Genomic DNA, 18,324 nt, shown 5'->3' with positions numbered 1-18,324 from the left:
CTCATGATGCGGAGGTGATCATGAACTGCTCCCTCGCGTCGCTCGGCGTCGCTTTGCTGGTGGCCCTTGCAGGTCCGGCCGTCGCCGCGCCGGCAGCCAAGGACCTGTTCGGCGCTCGCACGCAGCCGGCAGCCATGCCCAGCCGCAGCATCGGCTTCTATGCCAAGGGTTGCCTGGCGGGCGCGGTGGCGATGCCGAAGGACGGGCCGACCTGGCAGATGACGCGGCCGTCGCGTAATCGGGCCTGGGGCAATCCGGCAATGATTTCGCTGCTGCAGCGCCTATCCGCCGAGGCGGCCGAAAAGGATGGGTGGCGCGGGTTCCTGATCGGGGATATCGCCCAGCCGCGCGGTGGGCCGATGTCGTCGGGCCACGCATCGCACCAGATCGGCCTCGACGCCGATGTCTACCTGACGCCGATGCCGCAGCGCCGCCTGAGCGATGCAGAGCGCGACAGCCTCGATCCGCAAAGCCTCATCGACCCGAAGACCCTCCATGTGGACGACAGCCGGTGGCGGCCCGAACATCTGAAGCTCCTGCGCCGCGTTGCCGGCGCGCCGGAGGTGCAGCGGGTCTTCGTTCATCCGGGCATCAAACAGAAGCTCTGCCAGACGGCCGGGCGCGACCGCGCCTGGCTGGCCAAGGTGCGCCCCACCTACGGGCACGATTACCACTTCCATATCCGTATGTTCTGCCCGCCGGGGGAGAATGCCTGCGAAAAGCAGGCGCCCGTGGGCCGGGACGACGGTTGCAACGATCTGGACTGGTGGTTCGACGTCGCGCTGCAGCCGCCACCGCCCGATGCCCCGCCCTATAAGCCGAAGCCGCCCCTGGCGATGGCCGATCTGCCGCGCGCCTGCGCCGCCGTGCTGGATGGCGGCGCCGGCACCGCTTCGGCGTCGGTCGCGCGCGGTCCTGTCGCCATACCCACGCAACGCCCGTCACAGTGACGCGATAGTCGTCTGTCAACCAATCGCCCTTACGCCCATATGATCTTCAATCGATTTAGGCCCCCTGCATATGACCCCGACCCTCACTAGCGCCGAAGCGCTGCGCTTCCCGATCCTCCTGGCCGACATCGGCGGCACGAACGCGCGCTTTGCGCTTCTGGTCGATGCCTATGCCGAGCCGAAGCTGTTCCCCGTGGTCAAGACGGCGGACTATCCCAACATCGACCACGCCATCCAGGCCGCCGTGCTGGACAAGACCTCCGTGCAGCCCAACTCGGCGGTGCTGGCCATCGCCGGGCCGATCGACGGCGACGAGATCGACCTGACCAACAGCCCGTGGATCGTGCGTCCCAAGGTGCTGATGCGCGACCTCGGATTTGAGGAAATCGTGGTGATGAACGATTTCGAGGCGCAGGCCCTGGCCGTCTCGGCCCTGCCGGAAACCGGCCGCAAGCAGATCGGCGGCGGCGTGGCACGGGAGGGGGCCAGCCGCGCCGTGCTTGGCCCCGGAACCGGGCTCGGCGTCGCCGGCCTCGTCCGCGCCCGGCGCATGTGGATTCCCGTCGCCGGCGAGGGCGGGCATATCGACCTTGGCCCGCGAACCGCGCGCGACCTCGAGATATGGCCGCATCTCGACCGCATCGAAGGGCGCGTTTCCGCCGAGGAGGTGCTGAGCGGCCGGGGTCTCGTCAATCTCTACAAGGCCATCTGCACGGCCGATGGGAAGGAGCGCAGGCACGCCGACCCGGCCGACGTCACGGAGGCGGCCGCCCGCGGCGAGGCCGAGGCGCTGGAAGCGGTACGCCTGTTTGCCACATGCCTCGGCCGCGTCGCGGGCGACCTTGCCCTCATCTTCATGGCGCGGGGCGGCGTCTACATCGCCGGCGGGATCTTCCAGCGCATCGTGCCCCTGATCGAGCCCGAACTGGTGCGCGCCGCCTTCGAGGACAAGGCGCCGCATTCCGCCCTCCTGCGCGATATGCCGCTATTTGCGGTGACGGAAACGATGGCGGCCCTGGTCGGCATGGCGGCCTATGCGCGCAATCCGCGCTTCTTCGGCCTGGAAACCAGCGGGCGGCGCTGGGCCGCCTGACCGGGCGGATAGATGCCCGGATTTTTACATCGCCGCACTGTTCGACGCCGAAGCGTTTCCGCTTCGGCTGGAAATGCATTAAAGCGAGCGGCACGATGAACGGGACGAGCCGGCCGTGAGTAGACAGAAGAACCTTTCGCTGGCCGACGGGCAGGAAAGGGGCGAGGCATACAAGTTGCTGCGGCGCATCCTCGCCGAAAACGGGCGCTCGCACGTCAGGGGCTATGCGATCGCCATCGTGTGCCTGATCCTCGTGGCGCTGTCGACGGCCTTCCTGGCCTGGATCATGCGGAGCGTGATCGACGAGATCTTCGTCGAGCGCAACCGAGCCCTGCTGTTGACGCTGCCGCTTGCCGTCTTCGCGGCCTTCCTGATCCGCGGCGTTGCCAGCTATATCCAGGGCGTGATCCTGGCCCGCATCGGCAATGACATCGTCGCGCGCTACCAGAAGCGCCTGTTCACCCACCTTACCGAGCTGTCGGTCGACTTTTTCGGCGAGACGCGTTCGGCCCAGCTCGCGGCGCGCATCAGCCAGAACGTGACGGGTGTCCGCGATACGCTGAACCTCACCGTCACGTCGCTGGCCCGCGATCTCCTTACCCTTGTCTTCCTGATCGGGGTGATGATCTGGCAGGACCCCGTCCTGTCGGGGATCGCCCTTCTGGCGGGGCCGCCGGTTGCCATCATGATCGGGCGCCTGTCGCGCAAGCTGAGGCGGGCCACCCGCCAGTCCATCGACCTCAATGCCCAGGTGGTCGGCTCCATGCAGGAGGCGGCGCAGGGAATCCAGGTGGTCAAGGCGTTCACCATGGAAGAGGCGCTGCGCCGGCGCACGGACCGGTTGGTCGAGGCGGCGGAGGAGCGCGCCAACCGCATCGCCGCCATTACCGAACGCTCGGGCCCCATCATGGAAACCATCGCCGGCCTTGCCGTCGCGGGCGTCATCGGCTGGTCCGGATACCGCGCCATCGTCTACGGCCATTCGCCGGGCGCGATGTTCGCCTTCATCACCGCGCTTCTCCTGGCCTACGACCCGGCCCGCCGGCTGGCACGGCTGCAGGTGGAGATGGAGCGCGCGCTGGTCAATGCGCGCATGATCTACGAAATCCTCGACCTCAAGCCTCGCAAGCCGGATGCGCCGGGCGCGCCCGACCTGAAGGTCAGTGGCGGCGAAATCCGCTTCGAGAATGTCAGCTTCGCCTATTCTGCCGGCGAGCCCGTGCTGCGTCAGGTGGACTTTACCGCCCCGGCCGGCCGCACGACGGCCATCATCGGCGCATCGGGCGGTGGCAAATCCACCATCCTCTCGCTGATCGAGCGCTTCTATGAGCCGTCTTCGGGCCGGATCACGATCGACGGGCAGGACATTTCCGGCGTCAGCAAGCGGTCGCTGCGGGCGCAGGTATCCTATGTGCCGCAGCAGGCCGTGCTGTTCGAGGGCACCATCCGCGACAATCTGCGCTACGGTCGTCTCGATGCCACGGACGAAGAGATCGAGGCTGCCGCGCGCATGGCGCAGGCAGAGGAGTTCATCCTGGCCCAGCCCCTCGGCTACGATACGCCGGTGGGCGAGAACGGAATGACGCTTTCGGGCGGGCAGCGGCAGCGTCTGTCCATTGCCCGGGCGCTCGTGCGCGGGGCCCCGATCCTCATCCTGGACGAAGCGACGTCGGCGCTCGATACCCAGTCGGAGACGCTGGTCCAGCGCGCCTTGACCGAGATCATGCGTGAGAAGACCGTGCTGGTGGTGGCGCATCGCCTGTCGACCATCGTCGGCGCGGACCAGATCCTGGTGGTCGAAAACGGCCGCGTCGCGGAAAGCGGCACCCATTCCGACCTTGTTGCCCGGGGTGGCAGCCTGTATGCGAAGTTCCACAGCCTGCAGGCGGCCGGCGAGATCGGCCTGTCCGGACGCAGGGAGTAGCCATGTCGACGATGCGGGAGAGTAACGGATGAGACTCGTCGTTCTGGGGGCGGCCGGACGGATGGGCAGGAACCTCGTCCGTATCATCGAGGAGACGCCGGGCGTCACGCTGGCTGCCGCCATCGAGCGCAAGGGCTCTCCCGTGCTGGGGCACGATGCCGGCGAACTTGCCGGCCTCGGCGAGATCGGAACAATCGTCACCGATGCACTGGAGCCCGTCCTGGCGGATACCGACGGGATCCTGGACTTCACAGCCCCGGCCTATTCTATCGCCGTCGCGGAACTGGCGGCGCAGCACGGGCTTGTGCACATCATCGGCACGACCGGCTTTTCCGCTCAGGACGACGCCGCGGTGGCACAGGCTGCCGCATCGGGCGCGCGGATCGTCAAATCCGGCAATATGAGCCTCGGCGTCAACATGCTGGCGGCCCTTGTGGAGCGCGCGGCGCAGGCATTGGGCGCCGATGGGTTCGACATCGAGATCGCCGAGATGCATCACCGTCACAAGGTGGACGCGCCGTCCGGCACGGCGCTGCTTCTGGGCGAGGCCGCCGCCGCGGGGCGCGCGACTGCCCTTTCCGACGCCTCCGTGCGCGTGCGCGACGGTCATACCGGCCCACGGCCCACCGGCGCCATCGGTTTCGCCACGCTGCGCGGCGGTTCCGTGATCGGCGACCACTCGGTCATCTTCGCGGGGGAGGGCGAGCGCATCGAACTGGTGCACCGCGCCGACGACCGCGCAATCTACGCGCGTGGCGCCGTGAAGGCGGCGCTTTGGGCAGGCGGGCAGGCGCCCGGCCTGTATTCCATGCGTGACGTTCTTTCGATCTGACATTCAACGGAGTGCACATGGTGCGGACCCTCGTTCTCGTAAGACACGGCCAGAGTGACTGGAACCTCAAGAACCTGTTCACCGGCTGGCGCGACCCGGACCTCACCGAGAAGGGCGTGGAAGAAGCAAAGGCCGCCGGCGAGCGGTTGAAGGCGGCCGGCCTCGTCTTCGACCGGGCTTTCACCAGCAACCTGTCGCGCGCGCAGCGCACGCTGTCGCTTCTTCAGGGGACGCTTGGCCAGGCCGAGATCCCGACGGAGCGCAGCGAGGCCCTGAACGAGCGCGACTATGGCGATCTTTCCGGGCTCAACAAGGATGATGCGCGGGCGAAATGGGGCGAGGAGCAGGTCCATGTCTGGCGCCGTTCCTACGATGTGCCGCCACCGGGCGGCGAAAGCCTCAAGGATACCGGCGCGCGGGTCTGGCCTTACTATATCCACACCATACAGCCGCAGGTGCTGGGTGGCGGCAACGTCATCGTGGCGGCGCACGGCAACTCGTTGCGCGCGCTGGTGATGGCACTGGAAGGCCTGTCGCCGGACGAGATCGTCAACGCGGAAATCGCGACCGGCGTACCCATCGTCTACAAGCTGAACGCCGATTCCTCGGTGGCGTCGAAGGACGTGCTGGACGCCTGAGCCGGATTCAGCCGCGCCGGGCCGTCGCCAGGGCGCGGCCGAACTCGGCGGCGAAGGTTTCCCGGTCGTCCGGGTTCAGGAAGGAGCCGATCTCGGTGGCGCGCCCATTGCCGGAAACGGCCATCCGCGTGACACCGAATTCGTGGTGACGCTGCACGTCGAACCGGGCCCAGAACGGGTTGTAATTGTCTTCGCGGACATCGCCGCGGGGCGAGGTCTTGCGGATCGTGAGGCGCGTGCGCGATACGCTGACTTCCTCCCGCGCGCGGGCGGCGCGGTAGTTGGCGCGGAAGGCGATCCACAGTGCGAGCACATCGAGGCCGAAGAAGCCGAAGATGGGCCAGGCGCCCTTGGATAGAAAAACCAGTCCGGTCAGGAGGCTGATGCCGCCGAAGCCGGCCATGACGACGGTGAATCCCTTGCGCCCCAACGAGCGATAGGGCGTCAACAGCGCGTGGAAAAGCGGCCGCTCGTTGGGGTTTTCGCTTTCCTCGTCCGGCATCCTCGGTTCACCTGTCGGGCAGACTGAGAAAGCAGGATACACCATGGCGCCGACAGCGCGAAAGAGGGCGCCCCGTGCGCCGAAAATCCCGTACAGCCCGGCGGAGATCGGCGAGATCTTCCGCAGATTCGCCGTGCAGCGGCCCGAGCCGCAGCCGGAACTCGAGCATACGAACCCCTTTACCCTGCTTGTCGCGGTCGTGCTTTCGGCGCAAGCCACCGATGCCGGCGTCAACCGGGTAACGCGCGGATTGTTTGCCAGGGCGGACAATGCGGCCGATATGGCAGCCCTTGGCGAGGACGCCATCCGGGAGGAAATCCGCACGATCGGCCTGTTCCGCAACAAGGCACGCAATGTCTGGCTGCTATCGAAATCGCTGGTGGAAAACCACGGCGGGCAGGTGCCCGATACGCGCGAAGCGCTGGAAGCCTTGCCCGGCGTCGGCCGCAAGACGGCCAACGTGGTCCTGAATACGGCCTTCGGCAAGGAGACGCTGGCCGTCGACACCCACATCTTCCGGATCGGCAACCGGCTTCGGATCGCGCCGGGCAAGACGCCGGAAGAGGTCGAGCGCAATTTCCTGCGCATCATCCCGGATGGTTATCTGCGACACGCCCACCACTGGCTGATCCTGCATGGGCGCTATGTCTGCAAGGCGCGCAAGCCCGATTGCCCGGCCTGCATCATCGCCGACCTGTGCAAGGCCGAGGTAAAGACCACCGACGTGCCGGCCCCGCTGATACGGTTGGAGACACGCCCTGCCGGAGAGCAGCCGCGTCCGCCGGTGACGGCGGTCGGCTAGATAACCGGGCCGGGTTGGGGAACACCGCCTTCGCGCCGGGATAGTTTCTGGTGCAGATGCACCATCATCGCGGCGGCAAAGAGCGGCGTGAGCAGGTTGACAATGGGAATTGCAAGGCACGCGGCAATGACCAGGCCGGCAATGAAGATACGCCCGCCGTTACGGTTGCGCATGGCGGCTGCCTGGTCTTCCGAGCGGTATCTGAGGGACGCGAACTGGAAATATTCGCGGCCGAGCAGGTAGCCGTTGACCACGAAGAAAGCGCCGACATTGACCAGCGGCACCCACAGCAGCGCGAAGGCGATGAGGTTGCCAAGGATGACGATGCCGAAGAACTTGACGGACAGGACCATGCCGCGCACCAACGGCAAGGCGCGGCCCTCCGGCTGGTCTGCATAATCCTTTCTTTCCACCGCCTCGGCGACGTCGTCGAGGAACAGTCCGGCGATGATGGCGCTGACGGGCGCGATCAGAAAGGCCATCAGGACTGCCAGGACGATACCCGCCGCGATGCCGGCGAAGGCGCCGGCATTGTCGATCCAGGCCGGCATGTCCGGCGCGAAGTCGGCGAAGAACGGAATGGCCACCGCCGCGAACAGCCACCGCACGCCGAACCACAGTGCCACCAGCACCACGGCCGTCAGGCCGAGCACCTTCCACAGGGTCGAGCGGAACGGCGGCGAGACGATGTCGCGCAGGGCAAGGCGGGCGGAGGAAAGTATCATATGCGACAGTACCTCGGTCAGATCGTCAGCGGTCCGGTGACTCCGTCCTGTATATAGAGTGCCGTGCCGGCGGATGCATTGCGTACGATGTGGTACATGACGCCGTCCAGGGTTGCGTCGCCGCCGCTGCTCCAACCCAGTTGGGATGCCAGCTCCACTCGGTCGCCCGCGTTTCCGTTTATGACCATCTGATGGTCGTGAACCGTAGCGGCAAGGCCCGTCCACCCGTTGCCCGCGTTGAAGACGTTGGCCGAGGACAGGTCGATGATGTCCTCTATGGATATCTTCAACCGGTTGTCGCCCGAGCCGGTCAGGTCGACGCGCTCGATGCCGGACAGTCGTCCGGCTCCGTGCTCGAGGCCTATGCCGGGGTTTTGGAGGGCCGTGAGGTCGAGAACGATTCCGCTGCCGACGATCTTGAGCGTGTCCACCCCGCTGCCGCCATCCAGATGCGAGATCCGGCCGTTCACGGCGCCGGCGAGGCCCTCCAGCAGGAAATCGATGCCGATGACGAGCGTATCGTCTCCGGCCCCGCCAAGCCCGATGGACCCGCCACGCGACAGCGATAACGTATCGTCGCCCGCGCCGCCGGCGATCACTGCAGGCTGGCCGGCGTCGGACATGACATCGTCGCCGACGCCGCCGGTCTGCGTGAACGCCGAATGTGCGAAGGCACCCGACGTCGAGCCATAGATGACATAGGCCCCGCCGCCGCCGGGCTGCCCGGATGCGGTTGGAGCTCCGACCAGAAGATCGGCCAGGCCGTCGCCGTCGATGTCGCCGCCGGCGCTGACCGACAGGGAGTCCTGGTCCTGCGGGATCTCGATCGCGAATCCCCCGTTCCCTGCGGCTATGTTCGACAGGCTGACCGCCTGCGTCGTGCTCTTGCCGAAGACGACATAGGCACGGTCCGGGTGCGATCCGCCATCCACCGACACGATCAGGTCGGCGAAGCCGTCCGCATTGACGTCGCCTGCGGCGGAAACGGCCGTCAGGTGGTTGCCCGCGCCGGTCTGGGAGCGGATCTCCAGGGCCGGCAGGCCGGCCGTGCCCGCCTGGCCCGACGCGGCGCGGATGCTGCTTCCGAACACGACATAGGCCGTGCTTCCCGAAGCCGTACCGACGAGCATGTCGTCGAACCCGTCTCCGTTTACATCGCCTGCGGCCGCGACCAGGGCTCCGATTCCCTGTCCGGTCACCGGGCTCATCACCGCGAAGCCACCGATGTCCCGGTCGAGGTCGGATGCCGTCACGATCGGGTATGCAACCGAGACGGCGCGGCTGTCGGTGGGCGGGCTCTGCGTTCCGTCCGCCGCGGCGGCATGGATGGTGGCATCTTGCACGGGAATGTCCCCGGGCGTGAAGACCACGCTCCAGCTATGGTTCGTCACGCTGGCCTGCCGGCTCGATTGCCCCCACGAGACCGTCACCTGGACACCGTCCGCCAGGTTTTCGGCCGTGCCCGTGACTGTCACGTCGGAGCCGCGCTCGATGTAGCTTACGGCGTCGTCACCGGAGACGGCATCTATCGTGATACGGGCGATCTGCGGCTCCGGATCGACGGGGGACGCCGCAATCCGTACATCGCGCGAGGCGAGGGCAAAGCCCCCCACGCTTGCGCGGACCGTAAAGGTGGCGTCGGCCGTATCCTGCGGAATCTCGTCTTCGGTGAAGGTTACGGACCAGCGCCCGGTACCGGACGGGGTCACGCTTTTCGTCGTCGTACCCCATTCGACGACGACAATCGAATCGGCTTCGACGTTCGACGCAACACCGCTCACCGTCACACCGGAACTGCGCTCCGCATCGGTGACCTGATCGTCGCTCGAAACGACATCGATCGACAGCGAAGGCCGCTCGAGCGCCGAGATCGTCACCTTGGCGCCGGCGACCGTCTCTCCGGTCATGGCGTAAATGTTGGTATAGTCGGCGGTGGCGAGAATGGCTCCCGCTTCGAACGTGGCCTGCCATGCCTGGTCCTCCACGACCGCCGTCACGCGGGCCGCACCCCAAGATACGATGACCGAGGTGCCGTCGGCGATGTCGGTGGCGGTGCCGGAAACGGTGATCGCGCCTGACAGCTCGCCGTCGCTGAGATAGTTGTCGCCGGTGACCGGATCGATCGTCAGCCTGGGGGTTTTCGGCGCCGTCGTGTCCGGGGACGGACCTGTGGACGGGTCCGTTGCCGTCGCAGCCGCGCCGCCGCTTCCACCGCCGGCGGCGGCGAGGATGCCGCCGCCGAGCAGCGCCCCGCCGATAAGGACGAGCGTCTGCGGCGAGAAGCCCGCAGCCAGCGGAGAATGGTTCAATGACTGCGTCGAAAGCTCGAACCGGTCTGCGGCAAGGACGTCGTACTGGGCCGCGAAGTCGTGGGCCAGGCTGGCCAGCGCCTGCCCGTCGCCATAGGTGTGCAGGACATCGAAACCGCCGGAGGAGGACGTCGGGCGCGGCGTGGACCCGTCGATCGTCCTGGCCTGCCCGTCCTGCTGCGGCAGCTCGACGGAGACGCCTTCGGTGGCGAAGAAGTTGCGCACGACGATCTTCGTGCCATCGTCGGTCAGCAGCACGAGATCGTTGTCGGGGGTGGACATCGCGATGACGCGATCGACGGCTTCCTCGCCGCGTTCGGTGATCTTGACCAGCCTGAAGTGGCCGCGCGGCTGCGCCTCGATCTGCATCGAGCGCCCCCGTGCGACGGGCAGCGTCGCGCCGCGCGACACCAGGGCGTAAGAGACGGAGTTTGCGAACGGGCTGGGCGTAAGGGGCGCTACCATGGACGGAACCTATAGGTCAGGGACGCCTACTTGACGCTATTTCGCGTGGCGCCAAAAGAAACCTGAGATTTAATATTCTTCAATGCTTTAAGGGGCGGTGGTGGTTCCTCTCGCCAAATGTGCCGGGAAGGGTTATCCAAGCGCCTGTTTCCCATCCTGACGAGAGCGTTCATGCAGGAATTCGATCTTCTGACCATCGGCAATGCCATCGTCGATGTGCTTTCGCGTACCGACGACGCCGCGCTCGAAACGCTCGGCGTGGAAAAGGGTGCGATGACGCTGGTGGACGAGGCGCGGGCGATCGCGCTGTACGGGGGCATGGGACCGGCGATCGAGATGTCCGGCGGCAGTGCCGGCAATACGCTGGCAGGCTTTGCGTCGCTGGGCGGTCGCGGGGCCTATTTCGGCAAGGTGGCCGACGACACCCTCGGCGGCATCTTCACCCATGACATCCGTGCCGTCGGCGCCCATTACGAGTCGGTGCCACTGCGTAACGGTCCGTCCACGGCGCGCTGCATGATCTTCGTGACGCCCGATGGAGAGCGCTCGATGTGCACCTATCTCGGCGCCTGCGTCGAGTTCGGTCCGGAGGATGTCGACGAGACGATCGTCGCTGCGGCGAAGGTCTGCTACTTCGAAGGCTATCTTTGGGACCCGCCACGCGCCAAGGAGGGTATCTTGAAGGCCGCGGCGGCGGCGCACGCCGCGGGGCGCGAGGTTGCCATGACGCTCTCCGACTCGTTCTGCGTGCACCGGCACCGGGAGGAGTTCCTCCAGTTGATGCGTTCCGGCACGGTCGACATCGTCTTCGCCAACGAGGAGGAGGCGCTGGCCCTGTACGAGACCCGCGACCTGCAGACCGCACTCGATGCCATCGGGCGCGACACGCGCAAGGTGGCCGTGGTCACACGCAGCGAAAAGGGATGTGTCGTGGTGGAGGGGGGCGCACAGGCGGCCTATCCCGCACGGCGCGTCGCGGACGTCGCCGATACGACAGGGGCGGGCGACCTGTTCGCTTCCGGTTTCCTGCGCGGCTACACGGCCGGGCTGGACCACGGCTCCAGCGCCGCACTGGGTGCTACCGCTGCGGCCCATATCATCCGGCAGATGGGCCCACGGCCGCAGGTTCGGCTGGCGGACCAGCCGGAGTTCGCCGCGCTTCTTGCCGGGTCTCAAGCCGCCGTGGTGGCCTGAGGCCCGACGCGATAGGCGAGAGCCTCGGCCAGATGTTGCCGTCCGACCGGTTCTTCCCCGTCGAGGTCGGCCAAGGTGCGCGCCACTTTGAGGATGCGGTGGAAGGCGCGCGCCGATAGCCGCAGGCGGTCGGCCGCCGCCCCCATCATTGCACGGCCATCTGCGTCCAGCGCGGCCGCTGCCTCGATTTCGGCGGCCGAGCAGCGGGCATTGACGTAGCCTTCGGCCAGGCCCATCGCGCTGTAGCGGCGATGCTGGATCAGCCGCGCGGCGGCGACCCGCTCCGCGATGTCGGCAGACGTTTCCGACGATTTCCGGACCATCAGGTCGGCCACCGTCACGGCCGGCACGGTCATGCGCAGGTCGATCCTGTCCATGAACGGTCCGGAAACGCGGGCCTGATAATCGCTCTGGCATCGCGGCCCCCGCGCGCACACATGGCCCGGCTCGCCCGCCATGCCGCACCGGCACGGGTTCATCGCCGCGATGAGCTGGAAGCGTGCCGGATAGGTGATGCGGTGGTTGACCCGCGCGACGACGGCTTCGCCGCTTTCGATCGGCTGGCGCAGCGAATCCAGCACGGCCGGTGAGAATTCGGGCAGTTCGTCCAGGAACAGGATGCCCTGGTGCGCCATGGACACCTCTCCCGGGCGTGCCTTCGGCCCACCGCCGACCATCGCCGCCATCGAGGCCGAATGGTGAGGGGCGCGAAACGGCCGGCGGGTCGACAGGCGTCCCTCGGCCAGTTCCCCGGCGATGGAGGAGATCATCGAGACCTCCAGCAGTTCGCGGGGCGACAGAGGCGGCAGGATGGATGGCAGGCGCTGGGCGAGCATCGACTTGCCGGAGCCGGGCGGCCCGCAGAACAGAAGGTTGTGTCCGCCCGCTGCCGCAACCTCCAATGCGCGCCGTGCCTCCTCCTGGCCCTTGATATGGGCCATGTCCAGCGACGATGCCGGGGCTGCGCGCATGATGGGCGTCGGACGCTCCAGCGTTTGCGTGCCCCGGAAGTGGTTTGCGATCTGGATGATGTTGCCGGCGGCCACGATACGCATGTCGGCGCTGGCCCAGGCGGCTTCCGATCCGCAGGCATGCGGGCAGATGAGCCCCAGACCGACGGAATTGGCGGCCATTGCAGCCGGGAGCACACCGTTGACCGGCACGATGCTGCCGTCCAATGACAGCTCTCCCAGCACCGCGTAACCGGAAAGCTCTCCCGGCGGAATTGCGCCGAGCGCGGCCATCAGCCCCAGCGCGATCGGCAGGTCATAGTGGCTGCCTTCCTTGGGCAGGTCGGCTGGCGCCAGATTGATGGTGACCCGCTTGGGCGGCATCGCCAGCCCCGACGCATGAAGCGCGGACTGGACCCGCTCGCGGCTTTCGGCAACTGCCTTGTCGGCCAGCCCGACGATCTGGATACCCACTTTGCCCGGTGCCACCATCACCTCGACATCGACGGGAATGGCTTCCACGCCCTGAAAGGCCACCGTGCGAACCCTGGCGATCATCATGATACCGAATCCTGGATTAAAACATGCGGATGACTATATGATATCATGTCGCGGTCAAGCGCGTCGTTTCCGAGCTGTGCGCGCAACCCATGGGGGCGGCTTCTTCGACTCCGAGTTTCAAGGACCTACGTTCGGTGTTGATCCGGGCGCGGCCATCCTATGTCTCGGTGGTCGGGTGATCGCGGCCGATCGGCATGCGGTCCGCTACGATGGCGTGGCGCAGCTTCGGGCGGACGATGCGAGAGTCGGGAAACATGGCAGAGACTGCATCATGAATCAGGCAAAGAAGAGTACCGGCGGCGGTGACGCCGCGCTTGCAAGGTTGATCCGCATGGCGCAGGCCGAAGCCATCAAGGCGGCCGAAGAGGCCGCCGAGTGGCATGGCAGCCCGGCGGAGCTTGCCGAACTGTGCGAAGAGATCGCCAGCCGTTACCTGGACATAGCCGAAAAGGCATCCGCCCTGGCGCTGCGCCGAATGCGGCACTAGGCGCGCCCGGGCGGCGGGGCTAGGTGCGATCCTCGATCTTGTCCCAGAAGAGCGCGGCGATATCCGCGCCGCCGAAGCGGCGCACCTCCCGTATCCCGGTCGGGGAAGTCACGTTGATCTCGGTCAGATAATCGCCGATCACGTCGATTCCGACGAAGAGTTGCCCGCGCTCGCGCAGGGCCGGGCCGATACGGGCGCAGATCTCGCGGTCGCGATCCGTGATGTCGGCCGGCTCCGCCCGGCCGCCGACATGCATGTTGGACCGTGCATCCGTATCGGAGGGCACCCGGTTGATCGCGCCTACGGGCTCGCCGTCGATGAGGATCACCCGTTTGTCGCCCTTGCGCACATCCGGCAGGTAGCGCTGCACGATGAAGGGCTCGCGGAACAGAAGCGCGAATGTCTCCATGAAGGATGAGAGGTTCCTGTCGTCCCGCGTCAGATGGAAGACGCCGGCACCGCCATTGCCGTAAAGGGGCTTCATCACGATCTCGCCGAACTCGGCGCGGAACGCGGCAACCTCTGCGGCATCCTTGGTGATGAGAGTCTCGGGCATGAGGTCGGAGAATTCCGTGACAAAGATCTTCTCCGGCATGTTACGAACCCAGGCCGGCTCATTGGCGACGATCGTTCGGGGCTGCAGCCGTTCCAGAAGATGCGTCGAGGTAATGTAGTTCATGTCGAAGGGGGGGTCCTGCCGCAACAGGACGACGTCCATCTCCGCCAGGTCGGTGCGCACGGGCTCGCCGAGCGTGAAGTGGCGGCCCTGTTCCTCGGCAAGCTGCATCGCCTCGAGCCGCGCGGTAACCACTCCGTCGCGCATCGAAAGACGGTCCGGCGTATAGTGGAAGAGGCGGTGTCCGCGCCGCTGCGCCTCCAGGCACAAGGCGAATGTTGAATCACCCTTGATCGTGATGGACGACACATGGTCCATCTGCACTGCGACCTTCAAGCTCATGACACCTCGCGGGACTGGTCCTTGAGCGTGTCGTAGCCGAACGCCTGTGGATTGCAATCATTTGTATCGGTTGGGCTGCCACGCACCGGCCAGGTGCCTGAGCCGGAATGCAGACGTCACCGCGACGATGTCGTAGCGCATGGACAGGGCTTGCGTCTGCGGGTGACGTGCTCGCCAGACGTCCGCCGCGGCCTCGATGCGGCGCCAGGCCGCGCCCTGCACGGCATCCACGGCCACCGTCACCTCATGGCGCGCCTTGACTTCCACTATGGCAAGGATGGCGCCGCGCCGGGCGATGATATCGACCTCGCCCACCCGGCAGCGAAACCGGCGCGCAAGGATGCGATAGCCCTTGAGCCGCAGCCAGAAGGCGGCGATCCCTTCGGCGTGGTGCCCCTTGCGGAAGGCGCGCCGGCGCCGGTTCCGGACGTTCAAGCCGGGCCGCCCTTGAGGGCAAGGGCGCGCTTGTAAAGCTCCCGCCGCGGCAGGCCCGTCAGCTTGACCGCTTCCTGCGCCGCATGGGCCGGCTTCATCTCCTGGAGCAGCCCGGACAGGATCGCATCGACATCGCTGCCGGTGGCGGCGGCCTCGGGGGCGGGCGGGCCGACGCAAACGACGATCTCGCCGCGCACGCGTTCCATCGCCTGGAAGGTCCGGACGAGGCCGGATAGCGTGTCACGATAGATCGTCTCGTGCAGCTTGGTCAGTTCGCGGCACACTGCGGCAGGCCTGTCGCCCAGCATCGCGGCCATGTCCGCCAGACTTTCGGCGATGCGATGCGGCGCTTCGAAGAAGATGAGCGTGCCCGGCACCCGTGCCAGTTCCTCGAAACGGGCGCGGCGCGCCACCTGCTTCTGCGGCGGGAAGCCGGCAAAGAAGAAGGCGTCGGATGGCAGGCCGCTGGCCGCCAGCGCCGCAAGCGGGGCGGATGCCCCGGGAACCGGGATGACGGGAAAGCCGGAAGCGATGGCCTGGCGGGCGGCCGGAAAACCCGGGTCGGAGACGATGGGTGTTCCGGCATCGGAAACCAGCGCGACGGATTTGCCCGCCGCCAGCGCCTCGATGATGGCGGCGCCGGCGCCTTCCGAATTATGCTCGTGATAGGCCATGCTTGCGCGCCTGATGCCGTAGCGTTGCAGCAGCTTGGCGGTCACCCGCGTATCCTCGCATGCCAGGATATCCGCGCCGGCCACGATCTGCAGCGCCCGCAGCCCCATGTCCCCGAGATTGCCGATGGGCGTGGCCACGAGGTACAGGCCCGGCTCGGGCCGGGGCGCGTCGAAGACCTGCCCCAGAAGGGTAAAGCGCGTATCCGGCCTTGCTTCCTCCATGGCGCCCTCCCTCAGGCCAGTTCCGCCAGCACCCGGTCCAGCACCAGCATGCCGGCGGGTGTCGCGCGCAGGCGGTCGGACGTCAGGCGCTCGACCATGCCATAGGATTGCAGTTCCGCCTCGCGCCCCGCATCGAGATCGCGGCCGGACAGCCGACGCCAGCGCGCCAGATCCACCCCCTCGCTCAGGCGAAGGCCCATCAGCAGCAGTTCCTCTGCCTGCTCGGCATCCGCCAGGGGCTCGTCGACATCCATGCCGTGCCCCTGCGCCTCGACCGATTCCAGCCAGCGCTCGGGAAGTTTTTCGTTGGCGGTGGCGTGCCGTGCGAAACTGCCGGGAATGCGTCCGTGCGCACCGGGCCCGACCCCGGCATAGAGGCCGTAGCGCCAATAGGTCAGGTTGTGGCGCGATTCGGCGCCGGGAACGGCATGGTTGGAGATTTCATAGGCCGGCATGCCCCGGGCCGCCGTCACGCGTTGCGTCACTTCGTAGAGGTCCGCCGACAGTTCGCCATCCGGTACCGCCAGCTTGCCGGCGCGGTGCAGCGCATGGAAGACGGTGCCTTCCTCTATGGTGAGCTGGTACAGAGACAGATGGTCGGCGGCGAGGTCGATGGCCCGCTCCAGCTCTGCATGCCAGGCATCCGCCGTCTGTCCTGGGCGCGCATAGATGAGGTCGAAGGACAGACGCGGAAAGGTCTCTCGCGCAAGCTCGATGGCAGCCAACGCCTGACGGACGTCGTGCAGGCGGCCCAAACGCCGAAGATCGCCGTCATCGAGTGCCTGGACGCCCAGCGACACGCGGTTGACGCCGGCGGCGCGGTAGCCGCGGAAGCGATCCGCCTCGACGCTGCTGGGGTTCGCCTCCATGGTGATCTCTGCGCCGTCCGCGACGGACCAGAGGCCGGCGATCGCGGACAGGATGCGCTCGACGGTCGAAGGGTCCATCAGCGACGGCGTCCCGCCTCCGAGAAAGACCGAGGTTACCTGCCGCCCGGGCGTGCGCGCCGCCATGACGGCCAGCTCGCGCTCGAAGGCACGTGCATAACGTGCCTGGTCCACCGGCTTATGGCGGACATGACTGTTGAAGTCGCAATAGGGGCATTTGGCCGCGCAGAAGGGCCAATGGACATAGACGCCGAAACCGGGCTCGGCCGGGGTCGGCGTGAAGATGCGTCCTCCGGCCGGAGGTTCGAAGCCTCGTGTCACGCAACGCCCAGCATGTCGCGGGCAAACAACTGGAACGCCCGCGCGCGGTGCGACAGCGCGGTGGCCTGGCCCGGCTTCCAACCGTGTTTCTCTTCCGACGACATCTCGCCGAAGGTCCGTGAATGTCCCTCGGGCAGGAAGAACGGATCGTAGCCGAAGCCAAGCGCGCCGCGCGGCGGCCATATGACGGTGCCTTCGACCTCGCCGCGGAACTCGCGCGTCGTGCCATCCGGCCACGCAAGGCAGAGAACCGCCACGAACCGGGCCTGCCGCTTCGCGGGCTCCAGCGCCCCGGCGGCCTGCAGCTTCTCTTCCACCTGGCGCATCGCCATGGCGAAATCCTTGTCCGGTCCGCCCCAGCGGGCCGAATAGATGCCCGGCGCGCCATCGAGCGCGTCGACCGCGATGCCGCTATCGTCCGACAGGGCGACGAGGCCGGTGGCCGTCGCGGCGGCCAGGGCCTTGATCCTGGCGTTTTCCTCGAAGGTCGCGCCGGTTTCTTCCGGTTCGGGCAGATCGCGCTGCGAAGCGGAGACGACCGTGAAGCCGAGCGGACCGAGAAGTTCCTCGATTTCGGCGATCTTTCCCGGGTTGTGGCTGGCCACCAGCAGCGGGCCGGCCCCGGGGTCGAGCGTATGGGCCATGGTGTTTCAGCCGGCGATGGCTGCCTTCTGCTTTTCGACGAGTTCGGCGATGCCGGCCTTGGCAAGGGCCAAAAGGGCCTTCAACTCATCTTCGCTGAACGGCTCGCCCTCGGCCGTCCCCTGGATCTCCACGATGCCGCCACGGCCCGTCATGACGAAATTGGCGTCCGTTCCGGCGGATGAATCCTCCAGATAGTCCAGGTCTATCACCGGCTGGCCGTTGTGGATGCCGCAGGAAATGGCGGCGACATGATCCTTCAGGACCGCGGCGCGCTTGACCATGCCGCGCTGTTCCATCCAGGTCAGGCAATCGGACAGCGCGACGAACGCCCCGGTGATGGCGGCGGTGCGGGTGCCGCCATCGGCCTGGATGACGTCGCAGTCCACCGTGATCTGGCGCTCGCCCAGCGCCTGGAGGTCGACGATCGCACGCAGCGACCGGCCGATCAGGCGCTGGATCTCCTGCGTGCGGCCGGATTGCTTGCCCGATGCGGCTTCGCGGCGCATCCTGTCTCCGGTGGCGCGCGGCAGCATGCCGTATTCCGCCGTCACCCAGCCCTTGCCGGTATTCTTCAGCCAGCCGGGCACGCGCTCCTCGAGGCTGGCCGTGCACAGGACATGCGTGTCGCCGAAGCGGACGAGGCACGAGCCTTCGGCATGGCGGGAAACGCCGCGTTCGAGTGTGACGTTGCGCAGTTCGTGCGCCGCGCGCTTGGATGGCCGCATAAGGCTTGTGTCCTGTATCGTCTTG

Annotated in this window: 18 protein-coding genes; 8 read left to right on the top strand and 10 right to left on the bottom strand. The window is 67.0% G+C overall.

What is annotated here, in order from left to right; genetic code table 11:
• The first annotated feature begins 20 nt into the window (after window positions 1–20).
• The 5 genes from mepA to IGS74_RS19605 all read left to right on the top strand — a co-directional run bounded on the left by mepA (window position 21) and on the right by IGS74_RS19605 (window position 5,437).
• Window positions 21–950 carry a penicillin-insensitive murein endopeptidase gene (mepA, locus tag IGS74_RS19625; RefSeq protein WP_192388454.1) on the top strand — a complete coding sequence of 310 codons (930 nt, stop codon included), beginning with the start codon at window positions 21–23 and terminating at the stop codon, window positions 948–950.
• Window positions 951–1,020: 70 nt separating this feature from the next.
• Window positions 1,021–2,043: a glucokinase gene (locus IGS74_RS19620; RefSeq protein WP_192388452.1), complete on the top strand. Its 1,023-nt coding sequence runs from the start codon at window positions 1,021–1,023 to the stop codon at window positions 2,041–2,043.
• 115 nt (window positions 2,044–2,158) lie between these two features.
• A complete protein-coding gene (locus tag IGS74_RS19615; RefSeq protein WP_246722743.1) occupies window positions 2,159–3,967 on the top strand; it encodes an ABC transporter ATP-binding protein in 1,809 nt (602 codons plus the stop codon).
• 28 nt (window positions 3,968–3,995) lie between these two features.
• The gene (dapB, locus tag IGS74_RS19610) at window positions 3,996–4,799 is read left to right on the top strand and encodes a 4-hydroxy-tetrahydrodipicolinate reductase (RefSeq protein ID WP_192388450.1); all 804 of its coding nucleotides are present in this window, start codon (window positions 3,996–3,998) and stop codon (window positions 4,797–4,799) included.
• 17 nt (window positions 4,800–4,816) lie between these two features.
• On the top strand, window positions 4,817–5,437 hold the full coding sequence (locus IGS74_RS19605; RefSeq protein WP_192388448.1) for a 2,3-bisphosphoglycerate-dependent phosphoglycerate mutase: 621 nt from the start codon (window positions 4,817–4,819) through the stop codon (window positions 5,435–5,437).
• A gap of 7 nt (window positions 5,438–5,444) precedes the next feature.
• Here the strand turns inward: IGS74_RS19605 and IGS74_RS19600 are convergent, their stop codons facing one another.
• Entirely contained in the window at window positions 5,445–5,939 is a 495-nt protein-coding gene (locus IGS74_RS19600) for a DUF2244 domain-containing protein (protein ID WP_192388446.1), read from the bottom strand.
• Window positions 5,940–5,982: 43 nt separating this feature from the next.
• On the opposite strand from IGS74_RS19600, the gene nth reads away from it, so the two are divergent.
• Window positions 5,983–6,741, top strand: coding sequence for an endonuclease III (nth, locus tag IGS74_RS19595; RefSeq protein WP_192388444.1), 759 nt, complete (start codon window positions 5,983–5,985; stop codon window positions 6,739–6,741).
• On the opposite strand, the gene IGS74_RS19590 is transcribed toward nth, so the two are convergent.
• Together IGS74_RS19590 and IGS74_RS19585 are read right to left on the bottom strand one after the other, a co-directional pair.
• Entirely contained in the window at window positions 6,738–7,466 is a 729-nt protein-coding gene (locus IGS74_RS19590; RefSeq protein WP_192388442.1) for a sulfate transporter family protein, read from the bottom strand. The genes nth and IGS74_RS19590 overlap by 4 nt on opposite strands.
• Window positions 7,467–7,483: 17 nt before the next feature.
• Complete coding sequence (locus tag IGS74_RS19585) at window positions 7,484–10,240, bottom strand: VCBS repeat-containing protein (RefSeq protein ID WP_192388440.1); 2,757 nt, start codon at window positions 10,238–10,240, stop codon at window positions 7,484–7,486.
• 171 nt (window positions 10,241–10,411) lie between these two features.
• On the opposite strand from IGS74_RS19585, the gene IGS74_RS19580 reads away from it, so the two are divergent.
• Window positions 10,412–11,434 (top strand): adenosine kinase, encoded by a 1,023-nt coding sequence (locus IGS74_RS19580; RefSeq protein ID WP_192388438.1) that lies wholly within the window; start codon window positions 10,412–10,414, stop codon window positions 11,432–11,434.
• Here the strand turns inward: IGS74_RS19580 and IGS74_RS19575 are convergent.
• On the bottom strand, window positions 11,413–12,942 hold the full coding sequence (locus tag IGS74_RS19575; protein ID WP_192391895.1) for a YifB family Mg chelatase-like AAA ATPase: 1,530 nt from the start codon (window positions 12,940–12,942) through the stop codon (window positions 11,413–11,415). The genes IGS74_RS19580 and IGS74_RS19575 overlap by 22 nt on opposite strands.
• 274 nt (window positions 12,943–13,216) lie before the next feature.
• Between IGS74_RS19575 and IGS74_RS19570 the strand changes: the two genes are divergently transcribed.
• Window positions 13,217–13,432 (top strand): hypothetical protein, encoded by a 216-nt coding sequence (locus IGS74_RS19570; RefSeq protein WP_192388436.1) that lies wholly within the window; start codon window positions 13,217–13,219, stop codon window positions 13,430–13,432.
• A gap of 19 nt (window positions 13,433–13,451) precedes the next feature.
• Here the strand turns inward: IGS74_RS19570 and gshB are convergent, their stop codons facing one another.
• The 6 genes from gshB to rph are packed head-to-tail and all read right to left on the bottom strand — an operon-like array spanning window position 13,452 to window position 18,299.
• The gene (gene gshB / locus IGS74_RS19565; RefSeq protein ID WP_192388434.1) at window positions 13,452–14,390 is read right to left on the bottom strand and encodes a glutathione synthase; all 939 of its coding nucleotides are present in this window, start codon (window positions 14,388–14,390) and stop codon (window positions 13,452–13,454) included.
• A gap of 57 nt (window positions 14,391–14,447) precedes the next feature.
• Complete coding sequence (locus tag IGS74_RS19560; protein ID WP_192388432.1) at window positions 14,448–14,825, bottom strand: YraN family protein; 378 nt, start codon at window positions 14,823–14,825, stop codon at window positions 14,448–14,450.
• Window positions 14,822–15,721, bottom strand: coding sequence for a 16S rRNA (cytidine(1402)-2'-O)-methyltransferase (rsmI, locus tag IGS74_RS19555; RefSeq protein ID WP_192388430.1), 900 nt, complete (start codon window positions 15,719–15,721; stop codon window positions 14,822–14,824). The genes IGS74_RS19560 and rsmI overlap by 4 nt, the downstream gene beginning before the upstream one ends.
• An 11-nt stretch (window positions 15,722–15,732) precedes the next feature.
• Complete coding sequence (hemW, locus tag IGS74_RS19550) at window positions 15,733–16,929, bottom strand: radical SAM family heme chaperone HemW (RefSeq protein WP_192388428.1); 1,197 nt, start codon at window positions 16,927–16,929, stop codon at window positions 15,733–15,735.
• Window positions 16,926–17,573, bottom strand: coding sequence for an RdgB/HAM1 family non-canonical purine NTP pyrophosphatase (rdgB, locus tag IGS74_RS19545; protein ID WP_192388425.1), 648 nt, complete (start codon window positions 17,571–17,573; stop codon window positions 16,926–16,928). Before rdgB ends, hemW begins: the two co-directional genes overlap by 4 nt.
• Window positions 17,574–17,579: 6 nt before the next feature.
• Window positions 17,580–18,299 (bottom strand): ribonuclease PH, encoded by a 720-nt coding sequence (gene rph / locus IGS74_RS19540; protein ID WP_192388423.1) that lies wholly within the window; start codon window positions 18,297–18,299, stop codon window positions 17,580–17,582.
• Between the last annotated feature and the right edge of the window lie 25 nt (window positions 18,300–18,324).

The sequence above is a fragment of the Aureimonas sp. OT7 genome (genome assembly GCF_014844055.1).
GTDB classification, from domain to species: Bacteria; Pseudomonadota; Alphaproteobacteria; order Rhizobiales; family Rhizobiaceae; genus Aureimonas; species Aureimonas altamirensis_A.
This window is presented reverse-complemented; position numbering and strand designations above follow the sequence as displayed.